At 51.9% G+C, this 14,247-nt stretch carries 16 protein-coding genes, 1 tRNA gene and 2 pseudogenes; 14 read left to right on the top strand and 5 right to left on the bottom strand.

Annotation, left to right across the window (positions count from 1 at the left end):
* Positions 1-5 precede the first annotated feature (5 nt).
* Positions 6-578 carry a recombinase family protein gene (locus QTA57_RS17950; RefSeq protein WP_290152945.1) on the bottom strand — a complete coding sequence of 191 codons (573 nt, stop codon included), beginning with the start codon at positions 576-578 and terminating at the stop codon, positions 6-8.
* 161 nt (positions 579-739) lie between these two features.
* Between QTA57_RS17950 and QTA57_RS17945 the strand changes: the two genes are divergently transcribed.
* The 6 genes from QTA57_RS17945 (at position 740) to QTA57_RS17920 (ending at position 8,147) form a co-directional block, all read left to right on the top strand.
* The gene (locus QTA57_RS17945) at positions 740-1,498 is read left to right on the top strand and encodes a hypothetical protein (protein ID WP_290152944.1); all 759 of its coding nucleotides are present in this window, start codon (positions 740-742) and stop codon (positions 1,496-1,498) included.
* A 604-nt stretch (positions 1,499-2,102) separates the two neighbouring features.
* Positions 2,103-3,122, top strand: coding sequence for a hypothetical protein (locus QTA57_RS17940; protein ID WP_290152943.1), 1,020 nt, complete (start codon positions 2,103-2,105; stop codon positions 3,120-3,122).
* Positions 3,123-3,323: 201 nt separating this feature from the next.
* A complete protein-coding gene (locus QTA57_RS17935; protein WP_290152941.1) occupies positions 3,324-4,265 on the top strand; it encodes a DNA-methyltransferase in 942 nt (313 codons plus the stop codon).
* A gap of 30 nt (positions 4,266-4,295) precedes the next feature.
* The gene (locus QTA57_RS17930; protein WP_290152940.1) at positions 4,296-5,519 is read left to right on the top strand and encodes a hypothetical protein; all 1,224 of its coding nucleotides are present in this window, start codon (positions 4,296-4,298) and stop codon (positions 5,517-5,519) included.
* A complete protein-coding gene (locus QTA57_RS17925; protein WP_290152938.1) occupies positions 5,512-7,296 on the top strand; it encodes a DEAD/DEAH box helicase in 1,785 nt (594 codons plus the stop codon). The genes QTA57_RS17930 and QTA57_RS17925 overlap by 8 nt, the downstream gene beginning before the upstream one ends.
* 2 nt (positions 7,297-7,298) lie before the next feature.
* A complete protein-coding gene (locus QTA57_RS17920; RefSeq protein ID WP_290152930.1) occupies positions 7,299-8,147 on the top strand; it encodes a DUF3883 domain-containing protein in 849 nt (282 codons plus the stop codon).
* 96 nt (positions 8,148-8,243) lie between these two features.
* On the opposite strand, the gene QTA57_RS17915 is transcribed toward QTA57_RS17920, so the two are convergent.
* On the bottom strand, positions 8,244-8,906 hold the full coding sequence (locus tag QTA57_RS17915) for a hypothetical protein (protein WP_290152929.1): 663 nt from the start codon (positions 8,904-8,906) through the stop codon (positions 8,244-8,246).
* A 220-nt stretch (positions 8,907-9,126) separates the two neighbouring features.
* On the opposite strand from QTA57_RS17915, the gene QTA57_RS17910 reads away from it, so the two are divergent.
* Both QTA57_RS17910 and QTA57_RS17905 read left to right on the top strand, forming a co-directional pair.
* A complete protein-coding gene (locus QTA57_RS17910) occupies positions 9,127-9,420 on the top strand; it encodes a hypothetical protein (RefSeq protein WP_290152928.1) in 294 nt (97 codons plus the stop codon).
* A gap of 161 nt (positions 9,421-9,581) precedes the next feature.
* A pseudogene (locus tag QTA57_RS17905) lies at positions 9,582-9,827 on the top strand (recombinase family protein); the annotation flags it as partial.
* Between the two features lie 195 nt (positions 9,828-10,022).
* Here QTA57_RS17905 and QTA57_RS17900 read toward each other — a convergent pair.
* Positions 10,023-10,193 carry a hypothetical protein gene (locus QTA57_RS17900; RefSeq protein WP_290152926.1) on the bottom strand — a complete coding sequence of 57 codons (171 nt, stop codon included), beginning with the start codon at positions 10,191-10,193 and terminating at the stop codon, positions 10,023-10,025.
* Here QTA57_RS17900 and QTA57_RS18510 point away from each other — a divergent pair.
* A pseudogene (locus QTA57_RS18510) lies at positions 10,110-10,394 on the top strand (recombinase zinc beta ribbon domain-containing protein); the annotation flags it as partial. The gene QTA57_RS17900 and the pseudogene QTA57_RS18510 overlap by 84 nt on opposite strands.
* Positions 10,395-10,941: 547 nt before the next feature.
* Here the strand turns inward: QTA57_RS18510 and QTA57_RS17890 are convergent.
* Positions 10,942-11,028: transfer RNA gene (locus QTA57_RS17890), tRNA-Leu, on the bottom strand.
* A 105-nt stretch (positions 11,029-11,133) separates the two neighbouring features.
* Complete coding sequence (locus QTA57_RS17885) at positions 11,134-11,628, bottom strand: DUF2306 domain-containing protein (protein WP_290152925.1); 495 nt, start codon at positions 11,626-11,628, stop codon at positions 11,134-11,136.
* 99 nt (positions 11,629-11,727) lie between these two features.
* On the opposite strand from QTA57_RS17885, the gene QTA57_RS17880 reads away from it, so the two are divergent.
* The 5 genes from QTA57_RS17880 (at position 11,728) to QTA57_RS17860 (ending at position 14,155) form a co-directional block, all read left to right on the top strand.
* Positions 11,728-12,006 (top strand): hypothetical protein, encoded by a 279-nt coding sequence (locus QTA57_RS17880; RefSeq protein ID WP_290152923.1) that lies wholly within the window; start codon positions 11,728-11,730, stop codon positions 12,004-12,006.
* Positions 12,003-12,491 (top strand): LytTR family DNA-binding domain-containing protein, encoded by a 489-nt coding sequence (locus tag QTA57_RS17875; RefSeq protein ID WP_290152922.1) that lies wholly within the window; start codon positions 12,003-12,005, stop codon positions 12,489-12,491. The genes QTA57_RS17880 and QTA57_RS17875 overlap by 4 nt, the downstream gene beginning before the upstream one ends.
* A 3-nt stretch (positions 12,492-12,494) precedes the next feature.
* Positions 12,495-13,145, top strand: coding sequence for a lipoyl(octanoyl) transferase LipB (gene lipB / locus QTA57_RS17870; protein ID WP_290152921.1), 651 nt, complete (start codon positions 12,495-12,497; stop codon positions 13,143-13,145).
* A 116-nt stretch (positions 13,146-13,261) separates the two neighbouring features.
* A complete protein-coding gene (locus tag QTA57_RS17865; protein ID WP_145210869.1) occupies positions 13,262-13,477 on the top strand; it encodes a hypothetical protein in 216 nt (71 codons plus the stop codon).
* Between the two features lie 66 nt (positions 13,478-13,543).
* The gene (locus QTA57_RS17860; protein ID WP_145210866.1) at positions 13,544-14,155 is read left to right on the top strand and encodes an exopolysaccharide biosynthesis protein; all 612 of its coding nucleotides are present in this window, start codon (positions 13,544-13,546) and stop codon (positions 14,153-14,155) included.
* Positions 14,156-14,247 lie beyond the last annotated feature (92 nt).

Raw genomic sequence — 14,247 nt, 5'->3', positions numbered from 1 at the left:
AATGGTCAACAACTGGATACAATTTGTTGACTTTTTTGACCAGACCTAGGCCGTCCCACATGCACGCCCCTGGCTTTGGCTGCTGCCATGCCCGCTTTGGTGCGCTCTGAGATCAGAGAGCGTTCGTATTCAGCAAACACCACTAACTGACCAAAGATCATACGACCTACGGCTGTGGATGTGTCGATGCCCTGCGTGATGGCATGGAAATGGATGTTCCGCGTCTGCAGTTCTTCGAGGATAGAGAGCAGGTGAATGGTTGAGCGGCCTAGCCTGTCCAGCTTCCAGACTGTCAGTGTATCGTTGGCTTGGAGATCGTCCAGCATCGCCTCCAATCCGGGTCGGCGTCGCTTCGCGCCTGATAAGCCATGATCGGTGAATAGTTTGACGCATCCTGCCTTGATCAAAGCATCAACCTGTAATGCCTCGCTTTGATCGGCATCGGATACGCGGACATATCCAATTTTTCGCCGGTGTTTCGATTGATGCCGATCGTGGATGTTCGAACTCATTCCTCTAGGGTGGTGAGTCATTTTGTCTCGGCAAGTAGCGGTTTTTGCTTGGTTATCAGCTTGCATAAAGGGGTCCCTTTGCAAGCCAATTCCACCTTAGTCTGACGGCAACTCTATGCACCTGAAATTACTGTGGAAAACTCCAGAAAGCTGTGTGCGTCGCCTGCATAACTGAGACTAAGAAAAGGGACCCCTTTGCAACTCCAAACAGTTGCTAAGGGTATGCCATGGAGCGCATCGAAAAGTTCAACTTTCACTCGATTCGGAAGCTGGATTATGGCCTCGTCAGAAAGACTGGTGGCTTTGCCATAGACGCCAAAGCGGGCATCATCATCGTCTTCTGGAAAGAACCGAACCGCAGTTGGACCGCGTTGAAAGTGCCCCGAGACAAAATCCGTTCGGTGCATAGCCGAACTGTTGAGGCAGCACAGTTCGTGTCAGGCAATGGTGGGGCTGGCATTCTTCAAGGCGCACATAACGCTGGCGCTGCGATGGGGACAGGACTGCGAAACAGTCTGGAACGGAGAAAAGCGGAAAAAGCTTCCGGTTTAGTAGTAGCAGTTGCTTCGACAGCAGCACCTGAGTGCTTCATCAGTATCCCAGAAGAGACAGATCGTGTCGCCAGCCTTGAAGCGGTACAGCAGTTTATTGAGACTGGCCAAGTGGATCAGAAACGGATGAGCTTTCCATACTATATGGAAGGTATTTCGCATGATCCGATTGGAGATCAGTCCAAAGTCTGGATCAGCGAGAACCCAGATAAAGTCTTAGCCCGCTTCCTTATGAACCCGTGGTTGAATATTGGACTGATGGGTCTTTTCGGATACGGGGCCTATTTCCTGTATGTCGAGATGGTCAATTTCCAGGGCTTTGCCAATGCGCTTGAGGGCGAGAAGATGTTGTTTTGGCTGGCTTCGAGCGTTGCGGTTTACGGTTGTGTGATGCTCTGCATTGGAACTTTGAAGCGGCGTTCTCACAGCTCTTAAGACTGCAACAACTTCATCGATCCTACGGATGAAGAAATCTCCATGGGCGGTTTGCTCCTGCAACCGTCTGGCTTCCGCCGAGGAGTGGGGGTGCAAAGATCAAAGGCAGGCACAGCCTGGGACCAGAGCCACGCGCAGCTGCAATGCAGATGAAGCGAGCATGGCGAGGACCCACCCTTTGATCTACGCGGGGGCGGCAGCCCCGCACAGTGATCCAACGGACTGATCCGGTGGTGCATGGGTCTGTGCAGGTGGAGAGGCAAATCTCCAAGTCCTGCGAGTGGGCATCCAATGGGGCGCGATAGCCCCGTGGTCTGGTCCACCGATGAAACGGTGGTGCGCATCCAATCGGCAGACGGTTGGTCTATGGGGTGTTGGGGAGAGATGACATCTCCCCGACGAGGGATCAAACAGCGATATGTTTGGTGATCATAGAAGGCTCAATGCCTGCCGTGATCACTGGCTGAGGGGGATAGAACGGGGGAGCGCAGCAGCCCCTTCTCAAGAGGTGTGGTACTACCACACACATCTTGCGGTAGTTCTTAAGCCGACCCATGGTGGTTCGGTAATCCCTTTTGGGGTGTCATTTCCAAAGGTGTCGTGAATGCCTTTTGCTCTGATGGACGCCTATCAAGCGTATTTTGACTCCGCCCTCGCCAAAGCCCTTGCACGATATGAGGAGCTTGTCGGACAGGCTTTTACTGCGCCTGTCGACGTCACTTGCGCCGACCATCAAGACTTCTGGGCGTATGCCTTTATGGATCACAATGAACTGAGGCTAGAGATTGCGAGCGGGACGTTGGAGCGCATTCGAGAGGTCTGGGCGAACGCTCTCACTATCTCTTGCCGCCTTCCATCGAGCCAACGCATCGAACTCATAGGGGATGAAGATCGCGCCGTTGAAACCTCTGTCGCTTGGTTATTGCAGCATGAGTTAAATCATCAAGCGATAGGTCACTTCACCATGATCCCTGGCGCTGGCTTGTCTGAAGCTCAATGTCCAACCGGGTTGGGCATTGTTGAGCTTGATACAAGTCAGCCATCGCTGCTGGGCGAACTAACGGAGCAGGAAAAAGCCGAAATCCATAGGTGTTTGGAACTGCAAACCGATCACGATGCGACTGAGATCGTGCTGGGGGCCTATGCAAAGGAAAACTGGCCGCTGTTCCGATACTACGCTGTGTGCATTCTGGCGGTACTGTTCATCATTGAAGCAGAGGAGCGACGTTTATCCAAGCCTATCCGCCAGCACCCTTTCGCGTCTACACGCCTGTTTATGCTGTTAGGTCATCTGACAGAACTGCCGATGATCCCTGGGATCAAACGTGCGCAGGCCGAAGGTTTGGATCACTTACCAGCAAAATACCTGCCGACATTGGACGAAATCGTGGGCTACAGACAGGCTGTCATGTCGCCCGTTCTCGCTGTCTCTCAGGTCTTTGCAGAAGCCTGTGGCATTCCAGAAGCATGGAATGAGCTTGGATCAGCCGAGGCAATGTTTGCTGATATCGACACCATCCTCATTAACCAAAACCGCGACGTCAGTGCGTTTCGAACCCAAGGGGCAAGGCAGTGGGCAGAGCTCAAACCTACAAACGATAACTTGCTGATGCGCACAGGCTAGTTAAAAACTGACAACGTGTTTTGAAAACCTTGCCTTTGAAGCCTGAACCCCCGTAGATCGGTCAACGCGCTAAATGCTTAGAAAGGCGCCGTTTTCCACAATCCCCGAAACACATTATGTAGTGTGTTACGAGCGCAGAAGTTACTAGATCTATGCTGATTTTGCATGTACAATGATGTGCCAGAGAGGTAAGGTAATGTGATGGTCGAGCAGATAAAAGTACGAAAAAATGTCACGCGAAGTGTTGAAACGGTGTCGTCTGGCATCTGGCAGTGCGATGCGTCGAAATTCCTGACGAAGCTCCCAGAACAACCGTTGTTCGATCTGATTGTGACGTCACCACCGTACAATATCGGAAAGCCGTACGAGAAGAACGCTGAGCTAAAAGACTATGTCTACTTCCACACGGAAATTATCAAAAAAAGTGTAGCGCGGCTAAAACCAACGGGGAGTTTCTGCCTTCAAGTCGGAAACTACGTGAAGGACGGTGAGATCATTCCTCTCGACTTCCTTTTCAATGGCATTTTCTTTGAACTTGGGATGAAGTTGCGGAACAGAATTGTTTGGCATTTTGGGCACGGCCTCCACCAGACCCGGAGGTTCAGCGGCCGTTACGAAGTAGTCCTATGGTTTACAAAGTCAGATGACTACTATTTTGATTTAGACGCCGTCCGCGTACCTCCTAAATACCCAGGAAAGCGTTCCTATAGAGGACCAAGAGCTGGCGAGCTTTCTGGTAATCCTTTGGGCAAAAATCCTGAAGATGTTTGGGAAGTAAAAGACTCCTCGCACGATCTTTGGCAAATTCCAAACGTCAAAGCACAGCACGTCGAAAAGACGGAACATCCATGCCAGTTTCCAGTCGGGTTAATCGAACGCTTAGTGCTCTCTCTTACCAGAAAGCAGGGACTTGTTTTTGATCCATTTGCGGGGACCGCCTCAGCAGGCGTCGCTGCACTACTGCACGAACGAAGATTCTGGGGCTGTGAAATTGACGCTGGCTACGCGGAAATCGCAAGCAAAAGACTTAATCGGACCATCGCAGGTGAAGAGAGATTTAGATCACATGCAAAACCGATCTACGATCATAGAAAATCAAAGCTTTCTTTGGTACCCCACGAGCGCGCGGTTGCAGCAGAGTAATGTGTTAGTGAGGAAAGGATAGAAGTAATAATGGAACTAGGCTGGTCGCTACCGAAACGAAAGAAATACCTAGCAGATCTTCTCAAGAGCGAAGTTCCAAATACTCACCCTGTACCCTTTCAAGGCAAACAACAGTACATGAAAGTGTACAGCGTGCCATTGGACCTGCCCCGTTACCGCCTTGAGAATGGCCGAACTACTGGTTCACAAGCCGAATATCTCGCAGCAAACTCTGATTTTGAAGAGGATTTCTTCAGAGTAGATGGAGAATCCGATGCTGCACAAAAAATTCAACACGGAATTCTGACGAACCTTGCTCAAGGCGCAAAGAATTTGTTTCGCGAATTTGAAACCGCTGAGCAAGAAGAACCGATAATTCTTTCGCAACTGGGTTACGTTATCAACGGCAACAGACGGTTGAGCACTTGGCGTACGCTCTACAATGACGATCCAGCTAAGTTTTCCCGGTTTTCCAGCATAGATGCCATTATCCTACCGCCTTGCGATGATCGTGATCTAGATAGACTGGAAGCTGATCTACAATTAAAGGAGGACTTGAAGGCCGAGTACAGTTGGACATCTCAAGCTCTGATGATGAGAGAGAAGACTGAAAACTTCAAATATAATGAACTTGAAATATCATCAATCTACTCTTTCAGGAAGAACCAACTACAAGAGCTTTTGGACTGCTTAGATTACGCGGACGACTACCTAGAGAGCCGAGGCACACCTAGGCAGTACTCAATCGTTGAAGATAAGGAATTTGCGTTCCGACAAATTTGTCGAAACAGAAAAAAGCTCAAGACACCTACCTCAAAAGAAGTTTTTGAGAAAACTGCGTTCTGCCTCACTGATGAAGCTGCAGAAGGCACAAGAACATACGCTGAGATACAAAAAGCAGCAGAAAACCTAGACGACATCAAAGAAGACCTCAGCGTTGAGTTTGAAATCGATGACACAAACAAAACCGAAGAACAGGTTGATGCGGAGTTGGTTCACATTCTGGAGGAGGCGGAAAACTTCGAACGTGCTCGTGAGGTAATCCAAGAGACACTAGTTTCCGCTGCCGCACGCGCGCGGGACAAGAAAAAAGAACAGCATGTTTCGAGATTTGTTTTACAGGCCAAACAAAATCTTCAAGACGCTCTAAGTGGGATTGGTAACGAATCCTCAAAATCTGGCGTAGTCGGAAACCTTAACGAAATTGAAGCGCTGATTGGTGAACTTCGCAAATGGGCGGAGGACGATGGATAAGTCTATAACTGTAGACTACGATAGCAAACAGCGCTTTGCCAAAGTCGAAGTTTTCGGACCTGCCAGTGCTTGGCGTGCGGTTCGACGTATCTGTCAGGATTCATTCGCTGACGCGAACATTACTTCAAAGCAGTCTGTTAGCATTCCTTGGTGGTCATTCTTAGGCTGCCTGAACGAAATAGAGTATCAAGCACGACGGTTTGATCTGCCTCTACGATATACCGATGCCGCTGCAGAACATCTAGCCCATTCTCAACAAGCAATTGATCAATACGATCAAGCTAGGCTGGGCATTGCTCAATCCGAAAAAGATGTCGCAGAGAATCTCCGGAAAACTGGGTTTGTTAGAAGCCTGACACATCATCAACTGAGAAACGTTACCCGCATAATTTCTTTACCGTCAGCAGCCACATTTTCAGTGCCTGGTGCAGGAAAGACGACGGAAGCACTCGCTTACTTTGCCTTGAAGAAAGCTGCTGATGACAGACTGATGGTAGTATGTCCAAAGAATGCTTTTGCTGCTTGGGAAGAGCAGCTTGCTATATGCATGCCGGAAGAAGAACAATTTGTTCGCCTACGTGGTGGTAAGCGAAACATCTCTATCATTCTCAAACAAAATCCGAGTAAAGTACTCGTTACTTATCAGCAACTTCCCCATGTTCTTTCATTGCTTGCAAATTACATTGAAACGGGAACTAGCTTCGTTTTTCTCGATGAAAGCCATCGAATAAAGCGAGGTTTTCAGGGTGTCATCGGAAACAATATCCTTTCGATATCTCAACTGCCCAGAAATAAGTTGATCATGTCGGGGACGCCGATGCCTAATGATGTTTCAGACCTAGTTCCACAATTTCGCTTTCTCTATCCAGAAATCCTGGCAGATGAAGAATCCGTCGAGCAGTACATACAGCCCGTTTACGTTAGAACAACCAAATCTGAATTGGGCCTGGAAAGCCCAATAAAGACTATTAAGCGAATACCTTTGAAGCCTGCCCAATTTGAGCTGTATCAACTCTTGCGTTCTGAAGCCGCCAGACAGTCTAAGGCGAACCTCTCTAGAGCGGATATTGGAACGCTCCGCCGCGCGGGCAAAAGCGCTCTAAGGCTGCTACAAGTTGCAGCCAACCCTTCCTTGTTGGCGCGACTTGACTTTCAGTATGACACTCTGCTCTCGGAGGTCCTCAGCGAAGGTGACAGCCCAAAGCTAGAGTACGCATGCTACCGAGCTCGGGAGCTTGCTTTCGAGGGTCACAAATCGATTATTTGGTCTAGCTTCGTTCAAAACGTAGAATTGGTTTCTAATAGACTCGTAGATATCGGCGCTGACTACATCCATGGAGGCGTGGATGCCGGTAGCGAAGACGAAGAAGGAACGCGGGAGCAAAAGATCAAGCGGTTCCACGATGATCCGGACTGTTGGGTCCTTGTTGCAAATCCCGCCGCATGCGGAGAAGGCATCAGCTTACATACCGTATGCCACCACGCCATCTACCTCGATCGCAACTACAATGCAGCTCAGTATCTACAGTCCGAAGACCGCATACATCGACTTGGGCTGCCTCCAGAACAAGACACATTTGTCGAAATTCTACAGTCGCCCGGCACAATTGATGAATCAGTGGATAGACGGTTAACGCTAAAGATTGAACATATGGCGCGCGTTCTGGATGATCCTTCGATCAATGTGGAACCTGAGGTTATCGATCTGGACGCAGACGGTTTTGATGAGAAAGATCTTATTGATTTTTATTCACATTTATCTGAGCAGGTAGCTTAAAGATGCTATCCGTTGGTGTATTATACTCGTGTCAAACATTTCTGAAGATTGTCAGAGACGGCACGCTTAATTTAGATAACTTTGAAAGTAGTTTTCGCAGAATTGAAGTTGCTGATGGTAGAGCCGTTCTTTCCCTCTCCCAAACCTGCCAATGGATACGAGTCACTGAACAAGGACGCATCGGTTTAACTGAACGTGGGCAAACACTTGTCAGCTACAGAGCGGAAGCTGTTTGTCTGAGAGAACAAATCCTTGATGTGCTTTCATCTTCACCACCGCCGTGGGCTAGAAGATTAACTTTAGGGCGGTTTGAAGCCCTTAAAGTAATGCCGGACGACGCCCAACAATGTTTCAGGGAATGCGAGCTTACAGATGGTTTTGACGATGATACTGTTACTTGGTGGGATCAAGCATCAGAAACAGTTCGCTCAGAAAGATCCAAGGTAAACCATCAGGTTGGACGCAACGCTGAACGTTTGTCATTGAAGTATGAAAAGGATCGAACCGGCAAGGACCCACTATGGCAGGCGGTACAAACCAATGTTGCTGGGTATGATGTCCTATCTGTAGTAGATGCCACAAATGCAGACCGCTTGAAAATCGAAGTCAAAGGCAGCCGGATGGGAAGGCGGGAAGCGGCCTTTTTCCTTACAAGAAACGAGTGGCGAACAGCTACTAAATCAAACGCTTATCAATTTCATCTCTGGCTCATTCACGAGATGCCCGTGTTGTTTGTTGTGCCATCTACTGAACTCGCAGCGCACGTGCCAGAGGACAGAATGGAAGGACTATGGGAAACAGCGCGGTTCTCGTTCAAAGACTTTACTGATTACCAGGTTGCAACATCCTGACACCATCCTTATGTAACTCCCTTTTTCACTTAAACAGCGAAGCTTATCTTTAATACGTACAAATCGCATTCATAATTCTCTGAAATGAAGAGAAAATTAGGAAGTCTGTTGGAATAAACAAGTTCTCGTGAATTTATACATAGAAATGCGAAGACGTGTGATCCCGCGTCGTAGTTTTCGACCAGGGGTTCGATAGACCCGTCGTCTTTTGTCGGCAGAAGACTTTTTTCCCGGCTTTACTGCTTGGCCAAAGTCACCTTTCGATCCCAGAGTAATTGCGTGCCACTGCCCCCTTACACCCTGAATAGCGATTGCGTATCCCTCGGTCTCGCAGTCGAGTTCAAAACAAAAGCGTTGACCAAGCCGGATCGTTGTAGCCACAGGCCTGAGTTCGCTTTCACGCTCAACGATTCCCATTGTCCGAGGGACCAGGACGAGCTTTAGACGGCCCTCGACCGCACGTTCATCAAGAACGCGCTGCCATCGCTGTTCAACTGTTTCCGGGAATATCTCTGGTGAGATGCGATGCGCCAGATCGAAGTGGTGCATCTCAAGCCAATCATAGGTCAGCTTTGCAAACGTCGCGTTGATTTCACCACGACGCATGTTGCGCGCGTAGTCTGTGCCCCGCGCAATCGGATAGCCAACGGCATCATCAATGATGAGTTCTGGTGTTTTACGCGGATCAAGATCAGCCAGGGCTTTGAGCACAGGATAGAGCTTTGCCTTGTGCTCTTTGTTCTTCGGATCGAAACTCATGGCTTTTCCTACACCCGTATTCACCCGCTGAACACCCGCGCGTTGTGGGGCCTTGCAATGATAGGCAGAGCGTAAGCGCATGAGAAATAGGAATTATTTCCTTGCGTGATCGTGGAGGATGTGAGAATATGTTCTATATTTGTTCTCATAGTGTGCCTTCGAACATCAGGCACAGGTGAGACACACATTTTCCAAAAACCTATTGAAGAAAGGAGCGCGCATGACCTGTCCGCCAAACCAACCCGCATTGCCACCACGCCCCAGCCTCTTCGTCGATTGGGAGGTTTATGCGGCAATGCTGGAAGACAGTGACATGCCGCTGGATCAGCAGAAAGAACTGATCGAAACCCTTTGGTCCATCGTGGTGATGTTCGTTGACCTGGGCTTTGACCTGAACCCTGTCACGCAAATCTGTGGAGAAGATGATCTAGGCTTAGATGCGGAGTCCGCTGATCTGGTATCCTTACTCAACGATCAATGGGCTGAGACCCAGCGAGAAGAGGAGGTCCAATGATAGCAGCCCGTCAACCAAAGCCAAAGAAGGCCGTGACCTACGCTCGTGTATCGGGGGCAAAGCAGGTCCGTGAAGGTGACGGCCTCGCCTCTCAAGAAAACCGTTGCCGGGAATATGCGACCTAAAAAGACTATGATGTGGTTGAAGTCTTTGCCGATGACATGTCGGGCAAATTCGAACGGCGTCCGGCGATGGATCGGATGCTTGCCTTCCTTCGACTGCACTCAAAGGGCTCAATCGTCGTCATCATTGATGATATCAGCCGTTTCGCCCGTGATGTGCAGGCACACATTACGCTGCGACAAACGCTGAGTGATGCGGGGGGCGTGCTGGAAAGCCCGTCTATCGAGTTTGGTGAGGATAGTGACTCCCGGCTGGTTGAGCATATGCTGGCTTCTGTCGCCCAGCACCAGCGGGAGAAGAATGCCGAGCAAACATCCAACCGTATGAAGGGTCGGATGATGAATGGCTATTCTGTCTTCGCTGCACCCATCGGCTACACTTACAGAAAGACCGGATCGCATGGAAAGCTGCTCACCCGCGTCGAACCCATTGCCTCCATCATCAAGGAAGGGATCGAAGGATATGCATCTGGTCGCTTCTCAACTCAGGTTGAAGTGAAACGCTTTTTCGAAGCGCAACCCGACTTTCCGAAAGACCTGCCCAACGGTGAAATCCGCCAACAAAAGGTGAGCGATATCCTGGGCCGCGTTGTCTATGCCGGGTATGTCGAACATGAAGCTTGGGGGATTGCACGCCGCAAAGGTCATCATGAACCTATCATCTCACTGGAAACCTATGAGAAGGTTCAAGCCCGCAAAGCCACGCGCGCCATTGCGCCCAAACGCGCAGATATCCATGAAGACTTCCCGCTGCATGGAACCGTCACCTGTGCCTGTTGTGATCAGCCTATGACGTCCTGCTGGTCGAAGAGTGCCACGGGCAAACGCTACCCATACTACTGGTGCCAAACACGCGATTGCTCTGAGTATCGCAAGAACATCCGGGCTGAGAAGATCGACGTGGGCTTTGAAGCTCTGCTCAAACGCATGACGCCGTCACGGCAGCTTTTGGATATCGCACTAGCCATGCTCAAAGACGCATGGGGTCAGCGCATGGATCAGGGCAACCAAGCGAAAGCTGAACTGAAACGCCAGATCAAAGAGCTGGATAAACAACAGGATGCTTTGCTGGAACGCCTCGTTGAAACCTCGAATCCAAAGGTCATCGCTGCGCTTGAGAGTAAGATCGGGCAGCTTGAAAATGACATGCTCTTGCTAAGCGACAAGCTTGGTCAAAATGCTAAACAAACGAGCAAGCCCGGTGAAGTTTTCGAACTTTTGAAGGGTTTTCTCTCAAGCCCTTGGAATATCTATGAAAAAGGTTCTCTCACCACGCGCAAAACGATCCTCAATGCGGCGTTTTCTGCACCTTTGGCCTATGGCCGCCAAAACGGATTTCGAACTCCACAAACATCTGTTATATTTGAATTTTTTGAGAAAATCACATCGAAATGTGAAATGGTGCGGTCGAGAAGACTCGAACTTCCACGGGAGTTACCCCACAGCGACCTCAACGCTGCGCGTCTACCAATTCCGCCACGACCGCACGTGATCAGAAGTGCGCGCACGTTTACGCAGGTCGTCCTGGAAAGAAAAGAGGAAATTTCTCCAAGATCCTGACGAGATTGGTCTTGCAGCCCAAGCGCCGCTATCACGCAGCACCCCTGAGGCGGTTTTGACGGATCATCCGGGCCAGCACCAAGCACAGCAAGACCGCAATCACGGCATAGCCCCGCTCCGGCGCGTCCGCGAAGAAAGCCGTATTGAGTCTCCGCCCGGGCAGAAAGGTGAACGCACCGGCAATCCCCAAACTGTTCCAGAACAGGGCTCGCATGGATGCCTCATGGGCGGTCACCCGACCGGCGCGGATGTGGCGATATCCCTCCCAAAGCCAATAGAGCACGGCGATTGACAAAATATGTATTGGACCAAAGGGCTCCAAAAGCGGAAGAACAACAGCAGGGATCGCGAGACCGGAGCCTGCAAGCAGGACCATCGAGATGATCCAGGCATAACCAATCATCCTGTGCAGTCGGTCCCGCCGCCGACGATAGATCGCAAACGGCCCGAGGGCGATCGACACAACTGCAGCCATCATATGAAGTTGCACGGCGGCGGGGGCCGATAGGATAGGCTCTAATGTCATCTTAGGGGGGACCTTCTTGGCAAGACGGGATTGCCATGGCACCACAATGGGAAAGGCCACCCATCTCAATTCTGGATGCGCCAAAAACGGGAGAGCCGCGTGACCACCAATGATCCGCAATCCGCGCTTCGCAGATGGGGGCTTCATATGGGTCAACCGGCGGTGGTGGTGACGCTCGCTGGCCTGAGCGCAATTCTCGCGCTTATCGGGCCGTTTGAGACGGATCGCGTGCTCGGCCTTGTGCCGCGCTTTGGGTATTGGGCGGTCTTGGTCGCGGCAAGTTATGTGATCGGATATTGGGCAAGCGCCGTCCTGAACCCCGTTTTGCCGAGGCGCGGGGCGGTCATTTGGATCGGGTTGGTCATTGGCCTGGTGTGAGCGTCTTCGTTGTGGCGCTCAATTACGCCGTCTTTTCCTTTCTGCCGGATCGGGGCGACCTTCCGCGTTTTGTGGCGACGGTCGTGGCGATCTCCATGATCATCACACTTGTTTTAGATGTCGCCGACCGTCAAACACGGTCTGTTCCATCCGATGACGAGGCTCCGCCCGCGCCACTCCTTGATCGGCTGCCACTTGAGAAGCGGGGCCCTCTGGTGGCGCTTTCGGTCGAGGATCATTATGTCCGGGTGAGAACGACGAAAGGGGAAGAGATGGTGTTGATGCGGCTAACGGATGCGATCCGTGAGGTGGGCGCGACGGCGGGCCTGCAAGTCCATCGATCTCATTGGGTCGCGCTCGATGCCGTTCGATCTGCACGGCGGGAGGGGGATCGGGCGATCCTCACGATGAGCCATGGCGGCGACATCCCCGTAAGCCGATCTCGCCTCGCCGATGCCAAATCGGCCAGACTTTTGCCGCGCTAAACGATGGTGGAATGGCTGACCTCCCACGGGCTTGTGCCCTACGAGACCGCGCTGGCCGAGATGGAGGCGCGCGTCGCGCGGATCGCAGGGGGTGATGCGGATGAGGCGATTTGGCTGCTGGAACATCCGCCGCTCTACACTGCAGGAACATCGGCCAAACCCGCCGACCTCCTCACGCCCGACCGGTTTCCGGTCTACGAGACCCGCCGCGGCGGGCAGTATACCTATCACGGGCCAGGCCAAAGGGTCGCCTATGTCATGCTCGACCTCAACGCGCGCAGTCGAGATGTCCGCAGATTCGTGCATCAGATAGAGGATTGGGTGATCGCGACACTGGCGGAATTCAACGTCAAAGGCGAACGCCGCGCGGGCCGGGTTGGCGTTTGGGTAACCCGACCGGAAAAGCCACCAATGCCCGATGGCAGCTCGCGCGAGGATAAAATCGCCGCCGTTGGGTTGCGGATCCGCAAATGGGTCAGTTTCCACGGTATCTCAATAAACGTAGAGCCGGATCTTGGTCATTTTGAGGGGATCGTGCCGTGTGGCATTGCCGAACACGGGGTGACGAGCCTGGTGGATTTGGGGCTGCCAGTGACACTAGAAGACGTGGACGACGCGCTAAAGCGCGCATTTCCGCCGATCTTCGGCAAGTGACTGCTCAATTTCGGTGAAATCCTTATCAAGGCTCTTCCGCTCTCGCCATATCTGGCAATATGTCGTTCACGAAATGTTCCTATTCTGCCATCTGGGGATGACACAGAGGATGACGGATGATGCATTACGGGGTGGTCCCACGCCAAGATACAGGTGATCCGACCAAGCGCGATGACTGGCTTGAGGTTGCCGTGATGATCGGGGCGATATCTGGTTTATGCGCGATTCTCGGGATCGCGATTTCAGGCTTGATGCTCGACCTCACGACACCGCAAGTATCGCAGAATGTCACGCCAGTTTTGCAGACGGCTTGGGTGTCGGACGCACGCTAGGGCGGGCTGGCAGCGTCGGATGATCACAGATAGGATGCGCGCTGCATCAGGGATGTATCGCGCAGGATGACTTCGACCGAAAATTCAATTGGCACATTGCCGCCCAACCCGACCGGGCTAACCGAGATCGTCGACGATGTTCTGGCGCTCTGTGAAACAGAACGGGTCAGCATCGGCGATATGTTGTCCGCGTTTGGCGGCGCCGGATTTCTCCCGGCTCTGTTGATCCCGGCGGTGATCGTGGTTTCTCCGTTGAGTGGGATACCGATACTGCCAACCATCTGCGGCACAATGATTTTTCTGGTTGCAATGCAAATGCTGGCACAGCGGCGGCATCTCTGGCTGCCGCGTTGGTTGTGTCGCCGGAGTATCGCCACATCGCGGCTCAAATCGGGCATGGCACGACTGCGTGGCACGGCCCTCTGGCTCGATGGGCATAGCGGGCGGCGGCTCACGCTGCTCACGCAGCAACCGTTTCTCAGCGTGCTTCATCTGGCCGCCGCGCTCTGCGGCCTTGCGATGCCGTTTCTGGAATTGGTGCCATTTTCGTCCTCCCTTTTGGCGACGGCTATCTGCCTGATGGGGTTGGCGATCACGACCCGTGACGGGCTTTGGGCCTTGGTCGCGCTTCTACCAATTGCTGGAGCCATGGCGATCTTACTGGCAATTTGGGGGTGATCCCGCCTCGGCTGAGGCAATTTTTCCCACTTGAACCGGCCCTTCCGCATTGCACCACCCCGGGCACAGCACTAGAACGAAGGCTAGGAACG

Origin of the sequence: Fontisubflavum oceani (genome assembly GCF_030407165.1) — a bacterium.
Lineage (GTDB): Bacteria > Pseudomonadota > Alphaproteobacteria > Rhodobacterales > Rhodobacteraceae > Rhodophyticola > Rhodophyticola oceani.
This window is presented reverse-complemented; position numbering and strand designations above follow the sequence as displayed.

What these genes read in the sequence shown, in the direction of transcription:
- QTA57_RS17950 (WP_290152945.1), bottom strand. Translation starts at nt 578, where the DNA reads ATGCAAGCTGATAACCAAGCAAAAACCGCTACTTGCCGAGACAAAATG.
- QTA57_RS17945 (WP_290152944.1), top strand. Translation starts at nt 740, where the DNA reads ATGGAGCGCATCGAAAAGTTCAACTTTCACTCGATTCGGAAGCTGGAT.
- QTA57_RS17940 (WP_290152943.1), top strand. Translation starts at nt 2,103, where the DNA reads ATGCCTTTTGCTCTGATGGACGCCTATCAAGCGTATTTTGACTCCGCC.
- QTA57_RS17935 (WP_290152941.1), top strand. Translation starts at nt 3,324, where the DNA reads ATGGTCGAGCAGATAAAAGTACGAAAAAATGTCACGCGAAGTGTTGAA.
- QTA57_RS17930 (WP_290152940.1), top strand. Translation starts at nt 4,296, where the DNA reads ATGGAACTAGGCTGGTCGCTACCGAAACGAAAGAAATACCTAGCAGAT.
- QTA57_RS17925 (WP_290152938.1), top strand. Translation starts at nt 5,512, where the DNA reads ATGGATAAGTCTATAACTGTAGACTACGATAGCAAACAGCGCTTTGCC.
- QTA57_RS17920 (WP_290152930.1), top strand. Translation starts at nt 7,299, where the DNA reads ATGCTATCCGTTGGTGTATTATACTCGTGTCAAACATTTCTGAAGATT.
- QTA57_RS17915 (WP_290152929.1), bottom strand. Translation starts at nt 8,906, where the DNA reads ATGAGTTTCGATCCGAAGAACAAAGAGCACAAGGCAAAGCTCTATCCT.
- QTA57_RS17910 (WP_290152928.1), top strand. Translation starts at nt 9,127, where the DNA reads ATGACCTGTCCGCCAAACCAACCCGCATTGCCACCACGCCCCAGCCTC.
- QTA57_RS17900 (WP_290152926.1), bottom strand. Translation starts at nt 10,193, where the DNA reads ATGATGACCTTTGCGGCGTGCAATCCCCCAAGCTTCATGTTCGACATA.
- QTA57_RS17885 (WP_290152925.1), bottom strand. Translation starts at nt 11,628, where the DNA reads ATGACATTAGAGCCTATCCTATCGGCCCCCGCCGCCGTGCAACTTCAT.
- lipB (WP_290152921.1), top strand. Translation starts at nt 12,495, where the DNA reads ATGGTGGAATGGCTGACCTCCCACGGGCTTGTGCCCTACGAGACCGCG.
- QTA57_RS17865 (WP_145210869.1), top strand. Translation starts at nt 13,262, where the DNA reads ATGATGCATTACGGGGTGGTCCCACGCCAAGATACAGGTGATCCGACC.
- QTA57_RS17860 (WP_145210866.1), top strand. Translation starts at nt 13,544, where the DNA reads ATGACTTCGACCGAAAATTCAATTGGCACATTGCCGCCCAACCCGACC.